Raw genomic sequence first — 17,532 nt, 5'->3', positions numbered from 1 at the left:
ACCTTCGCGAGAGTCTTGTGAAGATGGATCACCGGGTCAAGCCCGGTGATGACGAGTTGTTAGCCCGCCCCGACGGCCTTCTTGCGCCAGGCCAGATGCACGGCGCAGGTGCAGCCGGGCGGGTGCGAGGTGACGTCGTTGGCGGGGATGATCTCCGCCACTGGTGCCGGTGCCGCCTGCTCCTGCGCCGGAATGTAATTCAGCACCGGCGCCAGCCAGCGCTCGGTTTCGGCGACGCTCATGCCCTTGCGTGCGGCGTAGTCCTCGACCTGGTCGCGCTCGATCTTGCCGACGCCGAAATAGAAGCTTTCGGGGTGGCTGAAATAAAGCCCCGAGACCGACGAGCCCGGCCACATCGCAAAGCTTTCGGTCAGCTTCACGCCGGCGGTCTTTTCCGCATCGAGCAGGCGGAACAGCGTTGCCTTCTCGGTGTGATCGGGCTGCGCGGGATAGCCGGGCGCCGGACGGATGCCGGCATATTGCTCCAGGATCAACTGATCGGAAGTCAGCGCCTCATCCGGCGCGTAGCCCCAAAACTCCTTGCGCACGCGCTGGTGCATCCGCTCGGCAAAGGCTTCGGCCAGGCGATCGGCCAGCGCCTTGCACAGGATCGAGGAATAATCGTCGTTGGCGTTCTTGAAGCGGTCGGCGACCGCGTCCTCGCCGATGCCAGCCGTGACAACGAAGCCGCCGATATAATCTGCTACGCCCGAGGATTTGGGCGCGATGAAGTCCGACAGCGCGGCATTGAAGCGGCCTTCGCGCTTCTCGAGCTGCTGGCGCAGCGTATGGAAGGTCGCGATCTTCTTAGTTCGCGTGTCGTCGGCATAAACCGCGATGTCGTCGCCCTCGGCATTGGCCGGCCAGAAGCCGATGCTAGCGCGCGCCGTGAACCATTTCTCCTTGATGATGCGATCGAGCATCTTGCGCGCGTCGTCATAGAGCGAGCGTGCGACCTCGCCGATCTTGGGATCGTCGAGAATGGCCGGGAAGCGCCCGGTCAGTTCCCAGGTCTGGAAGAACGGCGTCCAGTCGATGAATTCCGCGAGCTCCGCCAGATCGTAGGCCTCAAAACTCTTCAGGCCGAGGAAGGACGGCTTTTTCGGCGGCGATTTGGCGAAATCGATCGGGACCGCGTTGGCGCGGGCATCGGCAAGCTTCAACCGCTTCTTGTCGGCCTGGGCGCGCAGATGCGCTGCGGAGATCTTGGCGTATTCGGCGCGGATCTCGGCGGCATAGGCCTCGCGCTTGTCGGGCGAGAGCAGCGAGGACGCAACGCCCACCGCGCGGCTGGCGTCATTGACGTGAACCACCGGCCCACCCGGATAATTCGGGTCGATCTTGACCGCGGTGTGGACGCGGCTCGTGGTGGCGCCGCCGATCAACAGCGGCATCTTCATGCCCTGCCGCTCCATCTCACCGGCGAGAAAACTCATCTCGTCGAGCGAGGGCGTGATCAGGCCGGAGAGCCCGATGATATCGGCGCCTTCCGCCTTCGCGGTCTCGATGATCTTATTGGCGGGCACCATGACGCCGAGGTCGATCACCTCGAAATTGTTACATTGCAAGACGATGCCGACGATGTTCTTGCCGATATCGTGGACGTCGCCCTTGACGGTGGCGAGCACGATCTTGCCGGCGGCGCTGCGGCCTTCGGCGCCCGTGCCGTTGGCAAAGTTGCGCGCCTTCTCCTCTTCCATGAACGGCATCAGATAGGCGACCGCCTGCTTCATCACGCGGGCGGATTTCACTACCTGCGGTAGGAACATCTTGCCGTCGCCGAAGAGATCGCCGACGATGTTCATGCCGGCCATCAGCGGTCCTTCGATCACGCTGAGCGGGCGATCGGCCTTCTGACGGGCGGCCTCGGTATCTTCCTCGATGAATTCGGTGATGCCGTGCACCAGCGCGTGGCTGAGCCGCTTCTCGACCGGCCATGCGCGCCAGGCGAGATCCTGCTCCTTGCTCTGCTTCTCCTTGCCGCGGAATTTCTCCGCCAGCGCCAGCAGCCGCTCGGCCGCGCCGGCATCGCGATTGAGGATGACGTCCTCGCAAGTTTGCCGCAGCTCTGGGTCGATATCGTCATAGACGATCATCTGCCCGGCATTGACGATACCCATGTCCATGCCGGCGTGGATGGCATGATACAGGAACACCGAATGCATCGCCTCGCGCACCGGCTCGTTGCCGCGGAACGAGAAGGAGAGGTTGGAGACGCCGCCGGAGACATGCGCGCCCGGCAGGTTTTGGCGAATCCAGCGCGTCGCCTCGATGAAGTCGACGCCGTAATTGTTGTGCTCTTCGAGGCCCGTCGCGATCGCAAAGATATTCGGATCGAAGATGATGTCCTCAGGCGGAAAGCCGACTTGATTGATCAGAATGTCGTAGGCGCGCTTGCAGATCTCGATCTTGCGATCGAACGTATCGGCCTGGCCGATCTCGTCGAACGCCATCACCACGACGGCGGCGCCATGGCGGCGCGCGATCCGGGCTTCGTGGATGAATTTCTCCACGCCTTCCTTCATCGAGATCGAGTTCACCACCGCCTTGCCCTGAACGCATTTCAGGCCGGCCTCGATCACGTTGAATTTCGAGGAGTCGACCATCACGGGCACGCGCGCAATGTCGGGTTCGGCAGCGACGAGGTTGAGGAATGTCACCATCGCGGCCTCGGAGTCGAGCAGGCCCTCGTCCATGTTGACGTCGATGATCTGCGCGCCGTTCTCGACCTGGTCACGCGCCACCTGCAGCGCCGCGGTGTAATCGCCAGCGGTGATCAGCTTGCGGAATTTCGCAGATCCCGTGACGTTGGTGCGCTCGCCGACATTGACGAAGGGAATTGCCGGCGTCAGTTCGAACGGCTCGAGACCGGAAAGCCGAAGCCGCGGCTCGACAGTCGGGACAACGCGCGGCTTGTGCGGCGCGACTGCGGCGGCAATCGCCGCGATATGGTCCGGCGTGGTGCCGCAGCAGCCGCCGACGATGTTGACGAGGCCGGCTTCCGCGAACTCGCCGATCAGCCGCGCCATGTATTCCGGCGTCTCGTCATACTGGCCGAACTCGTTGGGCAATCCGGCATTCGGATAGGCACAGACCAATGTATCGGCGATACGGCCGATATCGGCGATATGGGCGCGGAGATCTTCGGCGCCGAGCGCGCAGTTGAAGCCGACGGTGATCGGCTTGGCGTGGCGGATCGAATTCCAGAACGCTTCCGGCAATTGCCCCGAGAGCAGGCGGCCGGACTTGTCGGTAATGGTGCCGGAGATCATCACGGGCACGTCGATACCGCGTTCTTCAAGGATTTCGGAGATCGCGTAGAGCGCCGCCTTGGCGTTCAGCGTATCGAAGATGGTCTCGACCATGAGTAGATCGGCGCCACCATCGAGCAGGCCGTTGACCTGTTCACCGTAGGCCTTGCGCAGGTCGTCGAAGGTGACCGCGCGATAGCCGGGATTGGCGACATCAGGCGAGATCGAAGCGGTGCGGTTGGTCGGGCCAAGGGCACCGGCAACGAAGCGCGGCTTGCCATCCTCGGCGCTGACGCGTTCGGCGGCGGCGCGCGCGAGTTTCGCGCCATCGCGGTTCAGCTCATAGGCGAGGTCCGACATGTCGTAGTCGGCCTGAGCGATCGAGGTCGAGGAGAATGTATTGGTCGCAACGATATCGGCCCCAGCGCGCAAATAGGCGGCATGGATGTCCTCGATCGCCTTCGGCTGCGTCAGGATCAAGAGATCGTTGTTGCCCCTGACGTCGCGGTGGAAATCCTTGAAGCGCTCGCCGCGGAATGCAGCCTCGTCGAACTGCAGGCCCTGGATCATGGTGCCCATGGCGCCGTCAAGCACCAGGATGCGCTCGCGGGCGGCGGCAAGCAGGGCAGTTCGCTTCGGTGAAATCGGAACACTCATCGGATCAGGCGGCTTTCTGTGCGCCATTGGGACGAATTCCCAAGAGATGGCTGATCGCGAACACAAGGTCCGCGCGGTTCATGGTGTAGAAGTGGAAGGTATCGACGCCGTGCTTGGCGAGCTTGTGCACCTGGCCGGCCGCCACGGTGGCGGCAACCAGCTTGCGGGTCTCGGCGTCGTCATCGAGGCCTTCGAACTTGTCGGCGAGCCAGTCCGGCACCGTGGTGCCAGCGCGGGTCACGAAGCCGCGCGCCTGCTTGAAATTGTGCATCGGCATGATGCCCGGGACGACCGGAATATCGATGCCGCGGGCGCGGACGCGATCGAGGTAGCGGAAGTAGAGATCGTTATCGAAGAACACTTGTGTGATGGCGCGCGCCGCGCCGGCGTCGACCTTGGCCTTCAGCGTATCGATGTCGGCATCGATGGTCGGGCTCTCCGGATGCTTCTCCGGATAGGCCGACACCGAAATCTCGATATCGGGATAGCGCTTCTTGATGCCTTCGATCAGGTCGGGCGAGCTCTGATAGCCGTCCGGATGCGCGTGATAGGGAGTGCCGATGCCGGTAGTGGGATCACCGCGCAGGGCGACGATGTGGCGGACGCCGATCTCGTGGTAGCGCGCCACCACCTCATCGATCTCGCCCTTCGGCGCGCCGACGCAGGTCAGATGCGCTGCCGGGACCAGCCTCGTCTCTTTGAGGATGCGGGCAATGGTCGAATGGGTCCGCTCCCGGGTCGATCCGCCGGCGCCATAGGTCACCGAAACGAAATTCGGGGCGAGCGGGGCCAGGCGGTTGATGGTCTCCCACAGGCTCCGCTCCATCTCTTCGGTCTTGGGCGGAAAGAACTCGAAGGAAATCTTCGGCGAATGCAGCGCGCGATGGCCGTCGAAAGCGGGGGGCATAATCTCGGTCATGGCACTTCACAAGGCTCCGAAAGGGTGAGCGAACGTCAGGCGTAGCTGTGCGCAGCTAAAATAGGCCAAACGCGACCGACCAAACAGCCCATCGGGGATGGGAAGTGGCCCCAACTGATACGAAACAATAGGGATGATGACGTTGGTGAAATTTCTGGTGGGCCGATCTTAGTTCGTTTGTCATAGCAAAAACAGTACACTATGGAAGGGGACTTTCCCGATATGGCTATATTTCAGGTGGGCCAAGGCGGATACTATCGAATTTGCTGCACTTTGTCCCACCGTCGCTATTGCGATCCGGTGTGCCTTTCCCCAGAAGCGCGGGCCTGATCTGCGCCGACCGGGCCTTTGTCGCTCTCGCTGATAGCACTAGCTTAGGCCGCATGATCCCGCTTTCCGTCCTCGATCTCTCCGTCGTCACCACGGGCACCCGTCCGGCCAACGCGCTGCGTAACAGCATCGATCTGGCGCGTCATGTCGATGGGCTCGGCTATGTCCGCTACTGGCTGGCCGAGCATCACAACCTGGCATCGGTAGCGAGCCCGGCGCCGGATTTGATGATCGGCCAGATCGCGGCGGTGACGAACAACATCCGCGTCGGGTCCGGCGGCGTGATGCTGCCCAACCATGCGCCGCTGGTGGTGGCCGAGCGCTTCAAGATGCTGGAGGCGCTGTTTCCCGGCCGCATCGATCTCGGCCTCGGCCGCGCGCCGGGCACCGATGGCGCGACGGCGCACGCGCTGCGCAGCCGGCTCGACCGCCGCGAGGGCGACGACTTTCTCGAACGGCTCCATGAGCTGACGCTGTGGGAGACCCGCGATTTCCCGCCCGGCCATCCCTACAACCATGTGGTGGCGATGCCTGACGATACGCCGCTGCCGCCGATCTGGCTGCTCGGCTCCTCCGACTACAGTTCGGAATTGGCGGCGCAGGTCGGCATGGGCTTTGCGTTCGCGCATCATTTCGCGTCCTATGACGCGATTGCAGCGATGACCAATTACCGCAGCCATTTCAAGCCGTCCGGCTGGCGCCAGACGCCGCACGGCATTCTGGCGGTCGCCGCAATCGCCGCCGACACCGACGCGGAAGCCGAACAGCTCGCGACCTCGATGGATCTCAACCGACTGCGTCGCGATCGCGGACAATATCTGCCGCTGCCGAGCATCGAGGAAGCGCTGGCCTATCCGTATTCGGATGCCGAGCGAGCCTCGATCGCGCGCAACCGCTCGCGGCTGTTCGTCGGCAGCCCGGCCACCGTCATGGCGAAGCTGCAGCCGATGATCACCGCCAGCCAGCCGGATGAACTGATGATCATCACGGCCCTCTACGACCACGACGCGCGCAAGAAGTCGTATGGTCTATTGGCTGACGCGTTCGGGCTGAGCAAGAAAGCCGCCGCCTAAAGCCAACTACTCTTCTTCGAATTCGTCACACCGCTTTGTCTTGTTTAAGCATGGTCATTTTCGGAAAAGCGATAATCACTCTTCCGAATTCATCCTCCAGTCGTGACGACTTTTCTTTGAATCTCCATCTCATTTTGAATCTCCATCTCATTTTTTGAGCATACCCCGCGCTGGTTTCGGACCTCAGAAGCAACCAAACGTTGTCAAAGGAGTTGTCGAGGTCTCCAACCAGGGAGACAAACCATGGAACTGAAATCCGCTATTGTGGGGTTGGCCGCCCTCGGCGGCGTTTTGCTCACCGCCGGTTCGGCTTCCGCAGCGATGCCGAACGGCCTTCCGCAGGCCAACGAGATTTCACGTCAATCCAACGATGTCGAGCAGGTCCGCTGGGTCTGCAACGCGTGGGGACGCTGCTGGTGGCGTCCGGGTCCGAGATGGTACGGCGCCTATGGCGGTTGGGGCCCGCGCCCCGGGTGGGGTCCGGGATGGCGCGGCGCCTATGCTTGGGGTGGCCCGCCAGTTTGGCGTCCGCGTCCGGTTTGGCGCCCGGGATGGGGCTGGGGCCCGCGCCCAGGATGGGGCTGGCACTACGGTTGGTGATTGGAGAGGCGGCGACGCCGGCCGACAACGCCGCGAGTACCGCTTCCCAATATTCGTATCGGCTGCGGCGCCAAATGACCCGCGCAACCCGCCGTTCGCCGGTAAGCGTTCGGTGGACGTCACGTGTCTGTGCTCTCCACGCCCACCGCAACAGTTCGTCGGTTGACGGCTGTGCAGGCAGTAGGAGCGCGCGCAGAGGCGTGCGCGTCCCCTAATCCAGCTTCTCGCTGAACGTCGCGCGGAATGGATGCGCCGGGTAGACGCCGACGATACGGAATTCGCGCGAGAAGAATTTCAGTTCCTCCAGCGCGAAGGCAAGGCCCTTGTCCTCGGGATGGCCGTCGACGTCGGCATAAAACTGCGTTGCAAAGAAATTGCCGTCGATCATGTAGCTTTCCAGCTTGGTCATGTTGACGCCGTTGGTGGCGAAGCCGCCGAGCGCCTTGTAGAGCGCAGCCGGCAGGTTGCGCACGCGGAAAACAAAAGTGGTGACCAGCGGCCCCGAGCCCTGCTTGGCCCAGTTCGACTCGCGCGCCAGCACCACGAAGCGGGTGGTATTGTGGGCCTCGTCCTCGATGTCCTCGGCGAGAATATCGAGGCTGTAGATCTGCGCCGCCAAACGGGAGGCGATCGCGGCCACGCTTTTGTCCTTGCGCTCGGAGACGTCGCGCGCGCTGCCGGCGGTATCGGCTGCAACGATCGGCTTGATGCCGAGCTGGCGAATGATGCGGCGGCACTGCCCGAGCGCGTGGACGTGGCTTTCCACCGTCTTGATGTCCGAGAGCTTGGTCCCCTTCGGCGCCATCAATTGGTGGCGGATCGGCAGAAACCATTCGCCGACGATGAAGAGGCCCGAGGCCGGCAGCAGATGATGGATGTCGGCGACGCGCCCCGCGACCGAATTCTCGATCGGGATCATGCCGAGATCAGCCTCGCCCGAGGCGATCGCCGACAGTGCGTCCTCGAACGTCGCGCACGGCATCGGCTCGGCTTTGGGATAGGCCTCGAGGATGGCGATATGGGAATTGGCGCCAGGCTCGCCCTGGAATGCGATTTTCAGCTTCTTGGTCATATCTTGCTTCTCCGGCGGCCTTTTAGCAGCCGGTCAGGTCTTGGCTAGTATGTTGCGGGCGGTTTCGAGGTCGGCCGGGGTGTCGACGCCGCGCGGGATGCTGTCGACGATAGTGATGTCGATCCGCATCCCGGCCTCCAGCGCGCGGAGTTGCTCCAGCTTTTCCTGCTGCTCAAGCGGGGATGGGGGCAAGGTTACGAACCGCTCCAGCGCGGCGCGGCGGTAGGCATAGAGCCCGATATGGTGGTAGCGCGGCCCGTCGCCGTAAGGCGCGGTAGCGCGGGTGAAATAGAGCGCGCGCAGCCGGTTCGGCCCGATCGGCGAGCCGATCGCCTTCACCACGCTCGGCGCCTGGTCCTCTTCCTGGGTATGGATCTGCGAGGCCAGGGTAGCGATATCGACCGCGGGATCGTCGAGCGGCGGCAGCGCGGCGCGGATGGTGTCCGGCACGATCGTCGGGAAATCACCCTGCAGATTGACCACGATCTCGGCCTTACCCGCCGGGTCAAGCGCCAGCATGGCCTCATGGATCCGGTCGGAGCCGGAAGCGTGCGAGGCGCGGGTCATCACCGCCTCGCCGCCGGCGGCCCTTACCGCGTCCGCAATCTCGGGGGTATCGGTCGCAACCGCCACCCGGCCGATATTGGCCTCCTCGGCCCGCCGCAGCACATGCACGATCATGGGCAGGCCGGCGATATCAAGGAGCGGCTTGCCCGGTAGTCGGGTTGCCGCCATCCGGGCGGGAATCAGCACCAAAATACGGGAATCGGTCATCGTCTGAGAGCCCGGCCGGACTAGTGGATTTGGTGGGGATGGGGCGAAATTCGGCGCGTTTATACGGGTTGCCAGAGCCCGGGCAAACCGATATCTCAGGCCCTGCTGAGGGTGCGGCGCGAACGGCTGATTCCTCATGCCTATCCGCGGCCGCCTCACCGGCCTTCAGTCGATCTTCCCGGCCTGGAGCCTGATCCGTTATGGACTCCTTTGAACTTAACAAGATTCTCGGTGCCGTCCTCGGCACCTGCCTTTTCGTCCTGGTGACGAGCTTTGCCGCCCATGCGATTTTCGCCCCCGTGAAGCCGGAAAAGCCGGGCTTTGAGATCGCCGTGAAGGAAGACACCCATGGCGCCGGAGCCAAGGAAGCCGCAGCAGCGCCCTCCGAGCCGATCGAGAAGCTCCTGCAGACCGCTTCCGTCGAGAAGGGCGCCGCCGCTGCCAAGAAGTGCGCCGCCTGCCACACCTTCGAAAAGGGCGGCCCCAACCGCGTCGGCCCCAACCTCTACGGCGTCATCAACGAGCCCAAGGGCCAGGGCCGTGGCGGGTTCAATTTCTCGGCTGCCTTGAAGGGCAAAGGCGGCAACTGGACCTTTGACGATCTCAACAAGTTCCTCGCCAATCCCAAGGCTTTCGTGCCGGGCACGGCGATGGGCTTCGCCGGTATCCCGAAGGACAGCGAGCGCGCGGACGTCATCGCCTATCTGAATTCGCTGTCGGAAAAACCGGCACCCTTGCCGACCGCGGCGAAGTAAAATTTCAAGCGTCCGGCATGGACGTTTGGGAATGACATGACGGCCAGGCATTGCCTGGCCGTTTCGCTATGGGGGATCGCATCGTTGCTAGCGGAGTTGTTACCGGGACTATTCGCCGCAGCGGCGGTGTTCCCAAGCTGCTATCATGAGGAAAAAGCAACGTAATTCGTCGAACCCTTGCCTTATATTGGGTCCTCACTAACTCCGCCCCGTGCTCGCGTGGTTCGCGTCTGGGGCCGCCGCGGACTTCGACAGCACGAATACCGGCGTTAGCAACAGGAATTCTGCACTTGGCATTCACCCGACGACATCTTCTCCAGGGCGGCGCGGTTGCCGCTATGGCCCCTGCGCTGGGCCTGAGCCCGGGCATCCCTGCAATTTCGTCCGTGCACGCACAATCCGCCACGGGCGAACCGGCCTTCCGGCATGCGCTGTCGCTGTTCGGCGAAATCAAATACCCGGCAGGCTTCAAGCGCTTCGACTACGTCAATCCGGAGGCGCCCAAGGGCGGCACCGTACGTCAGATTCAGATCGGCACGTTTGACAACTTCAACCTTGTGGTTGCCGGCGTCAAAGGCTCTCTCGCAGGCGGCGTTCAACTGATCTACGAATCGCTCATGACGCAGTCGCTGGATGAGGTTTCGACCGAGTACGGCGAGCTGGCCGAAGCCGTCAGCCATCCCGACGATTTTTCATGGGTCACTTATCGTCTCAGGCGCGAGGCGAAATGGCACGACGGAAACCCTGTTACGCCTGAGGACGTGATCTTCTCGCTGGATGCGTTCAAGAAAAACCATCCGCAGTATTCGGCCTACTATCGCCATGTGGTGAAAGCCGAAAAGGTCGGTGATCGCGACATAAGATTCAGCTTCGATGCGCCCGGCAATCGCGAACTCCCGCTGATCGTCGGACAACTCACGATCCTGCCGAAGCATTGGTGGGAGGGCACCGACAGCGAGGGTCGCAAGCGCGATATCTCGGCCACGACGCTGGAGAAGCCGCTCGGTTCGGGCCCTTACCGCATCAAGGAGTTCGTGCCGGGCAGGACGCTGACGCTGGAGCGCGTCAAGGACCATTGGGGCCGCGACTCCGCCACCAACGTCGGTCGCAACAATTTCGACGAGCTGCGTCTGGAATATTTCCGGGACTCGACTGTCGCGCTCGAAGCCTTCAAGGGCGACCAGGTCGATTGGCGTACCGAAAATAGCGCCAAGAACTGGGCGACGGCTTACGACTTTCCGGCCGTCAACGACAAGCGCGTGCTGCTCGAGGAGTTTCCCAACCGCAGCTCTGGAATCATGCAGGCATTCGCGCTGAACGTCCGGCGTGACCAGTTCAAGGATCCGCGGGTGCGCCGTGCGCTGAATTTTGCGTTCGACTTCGAGGAAATGAACAAGCAGATATTCTTCGGTCAGTACAAGCGCATCAGCAGCTATTTCGACGGCACCGAGCTGGCTTCGAGCGGCCTGCCGCAAGGCACGGAGCTGGAAATACTCGAGACCGTCCGCGCCGAGGTGCCGCCCGAAGTATTCACCAAGCCCTATACCAATCCGGTCGGCGGCAATCCCGAAGCGGTTCGCGAAAATCTTCGTGAGGCGATGCGCCTGCTCAAGGAAGCCGGCTATGAGGTGCGCGAGCGCAAGCTGGTCGACACCAAGACGGGAGCGCAGTTTGCGCTCGAATTGCTCGGTGCAGACCCATCCTTCGAACGGGTCATGCTGTTTTTCAAACCTTCGCTGGAGCGGCTAGGCATCGCTGTCAGCGTGCGCACGATCGATCCGACACAGTATGAAAACCGGCTTCGCAGCTGGGATTTCGATGTCGTCGTCTCGTCGTGGGCGGAATCCTTGTCGCCAGGAAATGAACAGCGCGAATATTGGGGATCGCAGGCGGCGGACATGGCAGGTTCGCGCAACATCATCGGCATCAAGAATCCGGCGGTCGACAAACTGATCGAGCGGCTGATCTATGCCAAGGGCCGCGAAGACCTTGTGGCCGCGACCAGGGCGCTCGACCGCGTGCTGCTCTGGAATCACTATGTCGTGCCGCAGTGGAACTATCCCAAGGTTCGTACCGCGCGGTGGGATCGCTTCGGCCGGCCGTCCGAATTGCCGAAGTATGGCTTGTCTGGCTTCCCATCGCTGTGGTGGTACGACGCGGACAAGGCTGCGCGAAACGGAAGACGCTCTTGAAGGACAGCTTGCGCATGGCGCAGTTCTCTCGCCGGCATGTGCTCGGTCTCGGTGTCGGCGCGCTGGCGGCTGCACGCCTCTCTCCCGCGTTCGCGGACAATGGCGGCAAGAAACTCCACGGTCTTTCGGCATTCGGCGAACTGAAATATCCCGCCGACTTTCGTCGTTTCGACTACGTCAACGCGGATGCGCCGAAAGGCGGGATGTTCTCGCAACTCGTTGGCGCGGGTGGCTCGACCTTCAATTCGCTCAACGCCTTTATCGTAAAGGGCGACAGGGCGAACGGAATGGAGCTCACTTTCGCATCGCTGATGGCGCGGGCGTTCGACGAGCCGGACGCGGTCTATCTCCTGGCGGCGGATGATTTGACCGTCTCCCCCGACGGGCTGGTATTCCGTTTCCAGTTGCGCCCAGGCATTACCTTTCACGACGGCAGCGAGATCACCGCATCGGACGTTGCGTTTTCGCTGACGACGCTGAAGAGCAAGGGACATCCTGCGTACTCTTCCGTGCTGCGCGATCTCGCCGATGCCACCGTCGAAGACAAGCGGACGGTCCAGTTGCGTTTCCAGCCGACCCGCGGCCTCGATGTGCCGGCACTTGCGGCGGCGATGCCGATCTTTTCGGAGAAATATTACTCGACGCGACCGTTCGACGAGACTTCGCTGGAAGCGCCACTCGGATCAGGTCCCTATCGGGTCGCTCGGTTCGAGCAGGGGCGCTTCGTGGAATTCGAGCGCGTGAAGAACTGGTGGGGTGACAACCTTCCGGTTTGTCGCGGCTTGTATAATTTCGATATTCTGCGGGACGAGTATTACCGGGACCGTGAAGCGGGCTTCGAGGCCTTCACCGGTCGCAACTACCTGTTCCGCGAGGAGTTCACCTCGCGAGTCTGGGCCACGCGCTACGATTTTCCTGCGATCCGCGACGGCCGCGTCAAGCGCGACGTGATTCCGGACGAGCGTCCTTCCGGCGCGCAGGGTTGGCTGCTCAACACGCGACGGGACAAGTTCAAGGACAGGCGCGTTCGCGAGGCGTTGACGATCGCCTTCGACTTCGAATGGACCAACAGGAACCTGATGTACGGTTCTTACCAGCGCACTCATTCGGTGTTCCAGAATTCCGATATGATGGCGCGTCGCGAGCCGTCGCCGGAAGAGATCGCGCTGCTGGAGCCGTACCGCGACCGTCTGCTGCCGGAAGTGTTCGGACCGGCATGGATACCTCCGGAGACCGACGGATCCGGGCAGGATCGCAAGCTGTTGCGCAGCGCCGGTGAACTGCTCAATGCCGCGGGCTGGACCGTGAAGGACGGCCGCCGGCTCAACGCCAAGGGCGAACAGCTGTCGGCCGAATTCCTGCTGACCGAGCGTTCGTTCGAGCCGCATCATCAGACTTTCATCAAGAACCTTCGTGTGCTCGGGATCGACGCCAATATTCGGCTGGTTGACCCGGCGCAGGCCGAAGTGCGGCTCAAGGATTTCGACTTCGATATCGCCATCGCGCGATTCATCTTCCCGCAGATTCCGGGAAGCTCGCTGCGCAACTACTTTTCGAGCGATTCCGCCAAGACCAAGGGATCCAACAACCTTGCCGGAATCGCTGATCCGATCGTCGATGCGCTGGTCGAGAAAGCGGTGGGCGCGCAGACGCAGGGCGCACTGAACAACACCTGTCGTGCCCTCGATCGTGTGCTGCGCTCCGGTCGCTACTGGATTCCGCACTGGAACAAGGCTTCGCACTGGATTGCCTATTGGGACCAGTTCGGTTTCCCGCCCACCAAGCCGCGCTATGCCCGCGGCGCGCCGGAAACCTGGTGGTACGAACCGACAAAGGCCGCAAAACTCGAGCAGGCGAAGTAGTCCATGACCGCCTATATTGCCCGCCGCGTTCTCCTGATGCTGCCGACACTGCTCGGCATACTGTTCGTCTCCTTCGTGGTCGTGCAGTTCGCGCCCGGTGGGCCGGTCGAGCGCGTGATCGCGCAGCTCTCGGGTGCAGATACCGGGGCCGCCTCTCGTGTGTCGGGCTCTTCCGGCGGCGACTTCGGTGCGCGGCCGCAGACCGGCGCGGCGGCGGACGCCGTCAATTCAAAATACCGCGGCGCGCAGGGGCTGGATCCGGAGTTCATCAAGAAACTCGAGGCGCAGTTCGGGTTCGACAAGCCGGCGCATGAGCGCTTCCTCCTGATGGTGTGGAATTTCGCGCGCTTCGATTTCGGCAAGAGCTATTTCCGCGACGTCAGCGTGATCCAGTTGATCAAAGAGAAGCTGCCGGTTTCGATGTCGCTCGGCATTTGGATGACGCTCCTGACCTACCTGATCTCGATTCCGCTCGGCATCCGCAAGGCGGTCGCCGACGGGACAAAGTTCGACACCTGGACCTCGGCGGTGATCATCATCGGCTTCGCGATCCCGGGATTCCTGTTCGCGATCCTCCTGATCATCCTGCTCGCCGGCGGCTCGTTCCTCAACATCTTCCCGCTGCGCGGGCTGACATCGGATGGCTGGGCGCAGTTTCCCTGGTACTGGAAGATCATTGACTATTTCTGGCACCTCACCTTGCCGCTTATCTCGATGGCGCTCGGCGCGTTCGCCACCATGACGCTGCTGACCAAGAATTCGTTCCTCGACGAAATTCGCAAGCAGTATGTGATGACGGCGCGCGCCAAGGGCTGCAGCGAACGTCAGGTGCTGTACGGTCACATCTTTCGCAACGCGATGCTGATCGTGATCGCGGGCTTTCCGGGCGCGTTCATCCACGCCTTCTTCTCCGGCTCGCTGCTGATCGAGACCATCTTTTCGCTCGATGGCCTCGGCCTGCTCGGCTTCGAAAGCGTGCTGAACCGCGACTATCCCGTGGTGTTCGGAACGCTGTTCATCTTTTCGCTGGTCGGGCTCGTGATCAACCTGGTCTCGGATCTCACCTATATGTGGATCGATCCGCGGATCGACTTCGAGGCGCGCGAGGTCTGATGACGATCACCGCACCCCAGCCGGTCGAGACTTCAACGCAATCGCCGCTCGGCGCGGCGATTCCGGCCACGCGTCATCCGTTCGAGCCTTCCCCGCTCAATCGCCGCCGCTGGCAGAACTTCAAGGCTAACCGGCGCGGTTATTGGTCGTTCTGGATATTCCTCGCGCTGTTTGTGATCTCGCTGTTCGCCAATTTCATCGCCAACGACAAGCCGCTCGTCATCAGATATGATGGCCGTCTCTATTGGCCCGTTGTGTTCAATTACGCCGAAACCACCTTCGGCGGCGATTTCGAGACCGCCGCCGACTATCGCGATCCGTACCTGCAGAAGCAGATCGCCGAGAAGGGCGGCACAATCATCTGGCCGCCGATCCGCTACTCCTACGATACGCACAATCTCGACCTGCCGACCCCAGCGCCGTCGAAGCCGACCTGGATGCTGACCGAAGAGCAGTGCAAGGAGGTGGTACAGAGAAAGGGACTGAAGAGCTGCCGCGACCTCGAATACAACTGGCTCGGGACCGACGACCAGGGCCGTGACGTGGTAGCGCGCCTGATCTACGGTTTCCGCATTTCGGTGCTGTTCGGGCTGACGCTCACCATCCTCTCCTCGATCATCGGCATCGCCGCCGGCGGCGTGCAGGGCTATTTCGGCGGTTGGATCGACCTCACGTTCCAGCGGCTGATCGAAGTGTGGACCGCGATCCCCTCGCTTTATCTGCTCCTGATCATCTCGGCGGTGCTGCCGCCGGGCTTCTTCATCCTGCTTGGCATTCTCCTGTTATTCTCCTGGGTATCGCTGGTCGGCCTCGTGCGCGCCGAATTCCTGCGCGGACGGAATTTTGAATATATCCAGGCGGCGCGGGCGCTCGGCGTCTCCAATGGCGTCATCATGTTCCGTCACCTCCTGCCGAACGCGATGGTGGCGACCATGACGTTCCTGCCGTTTATCGTGTCATCCTCGGTGATGACGCTGACGGCACTTGATTTCCTTGGCTTCGGCCTGCCGCCAGGTTCGCCGTCGCTCGGCGAATTGCTGGCGCAGGGCAAGGCCAACGTGCAGGCGCCGTGGCTCGGTTTCACCGGCTTCTTCTCGGTGGCGATCATGCTGTCGCTCCTGATCTTCATCGGCGAAGCCGCACGCGACGCCTTCGATCCGCGCAAGACCTTCCGGTGAGGTGACAGCGAATGGATGTCATCAATCAGTCCCTGCTCGATGTCCGCGACCTCTCCGTAGCGTTCGGCAATTCGCTTGCGGTCGATCGGGTCTCGTTCACCATCAAGCGCGGCGAATGCGTAGCGCTGGTCGGCGAGTCCGGTTCCGGAAAATCCGTCAGCGCCTTGTCGATCTTGAAGCTGTTGCCGTATCCCGCCGCCTCGCATCCTTCCGGCAGCATCCGCTTCCGCGGCCGCGAGCTTCTGACCGCGGCGGAAGGCGAGATGCGCGAGATCCGCGGCAACGACATCTCGATCATCTTTCAGGAGCCGATGACCTCCCTCAATCCACTGCATACGATCGAGGCGCAGATTGGCGAGATTCTTTCCCTGCATAGCGGCATGAGCGGGCAGATGGCGCGGGCGCGCACACTGGAGCTCTTGAGGCAGGTCGGCATTCCCGATCCCGAAACCCGGTTGAAGAGCTATCCGCATCAATTGTCCGGCGGCCAGCGCCAGCGTGTCATGATCGCGATGGCGCTCGCCAACGAGCCGGACCTGTTGATCGCGGACGAGCCGACCACCGCACTCGACGTCACGGTACAGGCGCAAATCCTGGCGCTGCTTGCCGAGATCAGGTCGCGGCTCGGCATGAGCATGCTGTTCATCACCCATGACCTCGGCATCGTCCGCCGCATCGCCGACGTCGTCTGCGTGATGAATTCCGGCAAGATCGTCGAACAGGGGCCGGTCGAAGAGGTCTTCACCGCGCCGAAGCACGCCTATACGCGCGCGCTGCTCGCGGCCGAGCCGAAGCCTGATCCGGCGCCGCCGCGGCCGAACGAGCCGGTGGTGATGTCGGCCGACAATCTCAAGGTCTGGTTCCCGATCAAGCGTGGGCTGCTGCGCACCACTGTCGGCCACATCAAGGCGGTGGATGGCGTCAGTGTCGCGATACGCAAGGGCGAGACGCTCGGCGTCGTCGGCGAATCCGGCTCGGGCAAGACCACGCTGGGGCTGGCGCTGCTCCGGCTGATTTCCTCCGATGGTCCGATCGTATTCCTCGGCAACGACATCCAGGGCCTGCGCTTCAAGGCGATGCTGCCGTTCCGCCGCGACATGCAGATCGTGTTTCAGGATCCGTTCGGGTCACTGAGCCCGCGCATGTCGGTCGGCGATATCGTCGCCGAAGGCCTTTCCGTTCATCAGAAGTCGCTGTCGTATGAAGAGCGCGAGGCGCGCGTCGTCAAGGCGCTGCGGGACGTTGGCCTCGATCCCGAGACGCGCTTCCGCTATCCGCATGAATTCTCCGGCGGCCAGCGCCAGCGCATTTCGATCGCGCGCGCGGTGGTGCTGGAGCCGAACTTCGTCGTGCTGGACGAGCCGACCAGCGCGCTCGACATGCTGTTCCAGGCGCAAATGGTCGACCTCCTGCGTGAGCTGCAGCGCAAGCGCGATCTGACCTACATGTTCATCTCGCATGACCTGCGCGTCGTCGCCTCGCTGGCCAGCCACCTGATCGTGATGCGTCACGGCAAGGTGGTGGAGGAGGGCCCGGCCGCCGAGCTGTTCAAGAACCCGAAGAGTGACTACACCCGGGCGCTGTTCGCGGCTGCATTCAGGATCGAGGCGGTGCCGGGCGACGTGGCCGCTACGTGACCGTCATTCCGCGGCACGCGCGATAGCGCGTGAACTATGATGCGCAGTTGCGCATCTGAGAAACTCGCTCAAATTACCTCCGGATTCCGGGTTCGCGCTGCGCGCGCCCCGGAATGACG

At 62.5% G+C, this 17,532-nt stretch carries 12 protein-coding genes; 8 read left to right on the top strand and 4 right to left on the bottom strand.

The window, feature by feature from the left end; genetic code table 11:
• Positions 1 to 59: 59 nt before the first annotated feature.
• Both metH and metF read right to left on the bottom strand, forming a co-directional pair.
• Positions 60 to 3,908, bottom strand: a complete 3,849-nt coding sequence (gene metH / locus J6524_RS10565; RefSeq protein WP_225670903.1) for a methionine synthase — start codon at positions 3,906 to 3,908, stop codon at positions 60 to 62.
• Positions 3,909 to 3,912: 4 nt separating this feature from the next.
• A complete protein-coding gene (gene metF, locus J6524_RS10560) occupies positions 3,913 to 4,827 on the bottom strand; it encodes a methylenetetrahydrofolate reductase [NAD(P)H] (protein WP_225670291.1) in 915 nt (304 codons plus the stop codon).
• A gap of 383 nt (positions 4,828 to 5,210) precedes the next feature.
• Here metF and J6524_RS10555 point away from each other — a divergent pair, with 383 nt between their 5' ends.
• Together J6524_RS10555 and J6524_RS10550 are read left to right on the top strand one after the other, a co-directional pair.
• Positions 5,211 to 6,230 carry an LLM class flavin-dependent oxidoreductase gene (locus tag J6524_RS10555; protein ID WP_225670290.1) on the top strand — a complete coding sequence of 340 codons (1,020 nt, stop codon included), beginning with the start codon at positions 5,211 to 5,213 and terminating at the stop codon, positions 6,228 to 6,230.
• 243 nt (positions 6,231 to 6,473) lie between these two features.
• Positions 6,474 to 6,830, top strand: a complete 357-nt coding sequence (locus J6524_RS10550) for a hypothetical protein (protein ID WP_225670289.1) — start codon at positions 6,474 to 6,476, stop codon at positions 6,828 to 6,830.
• A gap of 211 nt (positions 6,831 to 7,041) precedes the next feature.
• Here J6524_RS10550 and J6524_RS10545 read toward each other — a convergent pair whose 3' ends face one another.
• Positions 7,042 to 7,902, bottom strand: a complete 861-nt coding sequence (locus J6524_RS10545; protein WP_225670288.1) for a prephenate dehydratase — start codon at positions 7,900 to 7,902, stop codon at positions 7,042 to 7,044.
• A gap of 33 nt (positions 7,903 to 7,935) precedes the next feature.
• The gene (locus J6524_RS10540) at positions 7,936 to 8,676 is read right to left on the bottom strand and encodes a 3-deoxy-manno-octulosonate cytidylyltransferase (protein WP_225670287.1); all 741 of its coding nucleotides are present in this window, start codon (positions 8,674 to 8,676) and stop codon (positions 7,936 to 7,938) included.
• Positions 8,677 to 8,876: 200 nt separating this feature from the next.
• Between J6524_RS10540 and J6524_RS10535 the strand changes: the two genes are divergently transcribed.
• The 6 genes from J6524_RS10535 to J6524_RS10510 all read left to right on the top strand — a co-directional run bounded on the left by J6524_RS10535 (position 8,877) and on the right by J6524_RS10510 (position 17,413).
• On the top strand, positions 8,877 to 9,431 hold the full coding sequence (locus J6524_RS10535; RefSeq protein ID WP_225670286.1) for a c-type cytochrome: 555 nt from the start codon (positions 8,877 to 8,879) through the stop codon (positions 9,429 to 9,431).
• Between the two features lie 290 nt (positions 9,432 to 9,721).
• Positions 9,722 to 11,623: an extracellular solute-binding protein gene (locus tag J6524_RS10530; protein WP_225670285.1), complete on the top strand. Its 1,902-nt coding sequence runs from the start codon at positions 9,722 to 9,724 to the stop codon at positions 11,621 to 11,623.
• 14 nt (positions 11,624 to 11,637) lie between these two features.
• Positions 11,638 to 13,485, top strand: coding sequence for an extracellular solute-binding protein (locus J6524_RS10525; RefSeq protein WP_225670284.1), 1,848 nt, complete (start codon positions 11,638 to 11,640; stop codon positions 13,483 to 13,485).
• Positions 13,486 to 13,488: 3 nt separating this feature from the next.
• On the top strand, positions 13,489 to 14,598 hold the full coding sequence (locus J6524_RS10520) for a microcin C ABC transporter permease YejB (RefSeq protein WP_225670283.1): 1,110 nt from the start codon (positions 13,489 to 13,491) through the stop codon (positions 14,596 to 14,598).
• The gene (locus tag J6524_RS10515; protein WP_225670282.1) at positions 14,598 to 15,776 is read left to right on the top strand and encodes an ABC transporter permease; all 1,179 of its coding nucleotides are present in this window, start codon (positions 14,598 to 14,600) and stop codon (positions 15,774 to 15,776) included. Before J6524_RS10520 ends, J6524_RS10515 begins: the two co-directional genes overlap by 1 nt.
• Before the next feature lie 11 nt (positions 15,777 to 15,787).
• Positions 15,788 to 17,413 (top strand): ABC transporter ATP-binding protein, encoded by a 1,626-nt coding sequence (locus J6524_RS10510; RefSeq protein ID WP_225670281.1) that lies wholly within the window; start codon positions 15,788 to 15,790, stop codon positions 17,411 to 17,413.
• Positions 17,414 to 17,532 lie beyond the last annotated feature (119 nt).

The sequence above is a fragment of the Bradyrhizobium hereditatis genome (assembly GCF_020329435.1).
Taxonomy (GTDB): Bacteria; Pseudomonadota; Alphaproteobacteria; order Rhizobiales; family Xanthobacteraceae; genus Bradyrhizobium; species Bradyrhizobium hereditatis.
Note: the sequence above shows the minus strand (reverse complement) of the source record. Positions and strands in the feature narration are given on the sequence as shown.

Excerpts from the sequence above, each read along its gene's own strand:
- J6524_RS10555 (WP_225670290.1), top strand. The coding sequence starts at position 5,211 with ATGATCCCGCTTTCCGTCCTCGATCTCTCCGTCGTCACCACGGGCACC.
- metH (WP_225670903.1), bottom strand. The coding sequence starts at position 3,908 with ATGAGTGTTCCGATTTCACCGAAGCGAACTGCCCTGCTTGCCGCCGCC.
- J6524_RS10510 (WP_225670281.1), top strand. The coding sequence starts at position 15,788 with ATGGATGTCATCAATCAGTCCCTGCTCGATGTCCGCGACCTCTCCGTA.
- J6524_RS10550 (WP_225670289.1), top strand. The coding sequence starts at position 6,474 with ATGGAACTGAAATCCGCTATTGTGGGGTTGGCCGCCCTCGGCGGCGTT.
- J6524_RS10515 (WP_225670282.1), top strand. The coding sequence starts at position 14,598 with ATGACGATCACCGCACCCCAGCCGGTCGAGACTTCAACGCAATCGCCG.
- J6524_RS10525 (WP_225670284.1), top strand. The coding sequence starts at position 11,638 with ATGGCGCAGTTCTCTCGCCGGCATGTGCTCGGTCTCGGTGTCGGCGCG.
- J6524_RS10535 (WP_225670286.1), top strand. The coding sequence starts at position 8,877 with ATGGACTCCTTTGAACTTAACAAGATTCTCGGTGCCGTCCTCGGCACC.
- metF (WP_225670291.1), bottom strand. The coding sequence starts at position 4,827 with ATGACCGAGATTATGCCCCCCGCTTTCGACGGCCATCGCGCGCTGCAT.
- J6524_RS10545 (WP_225670288.1), bottom strand. The coding sequence starts at position 7,902 with ATGACCAAGAAGCTGAAAATCGCATTCCAGGGCGAGCCTGGCGCCAAT.
- J6524_RS10520 (WP_225670283.1), top strand. The coding sequence starts at position 13,489 with ATGACCGCCTATATTGCCCGCCGCGTTCTCCTGATGCTGCCGACACTG.
- J6524_RS10540 (WP_225670287.1), bottom strand. The coding sequence starts at position 8,676 with ATGACCGATTCCCGTATTTTGGTGCTGATTCCCGCCCGGATGGCGGCA.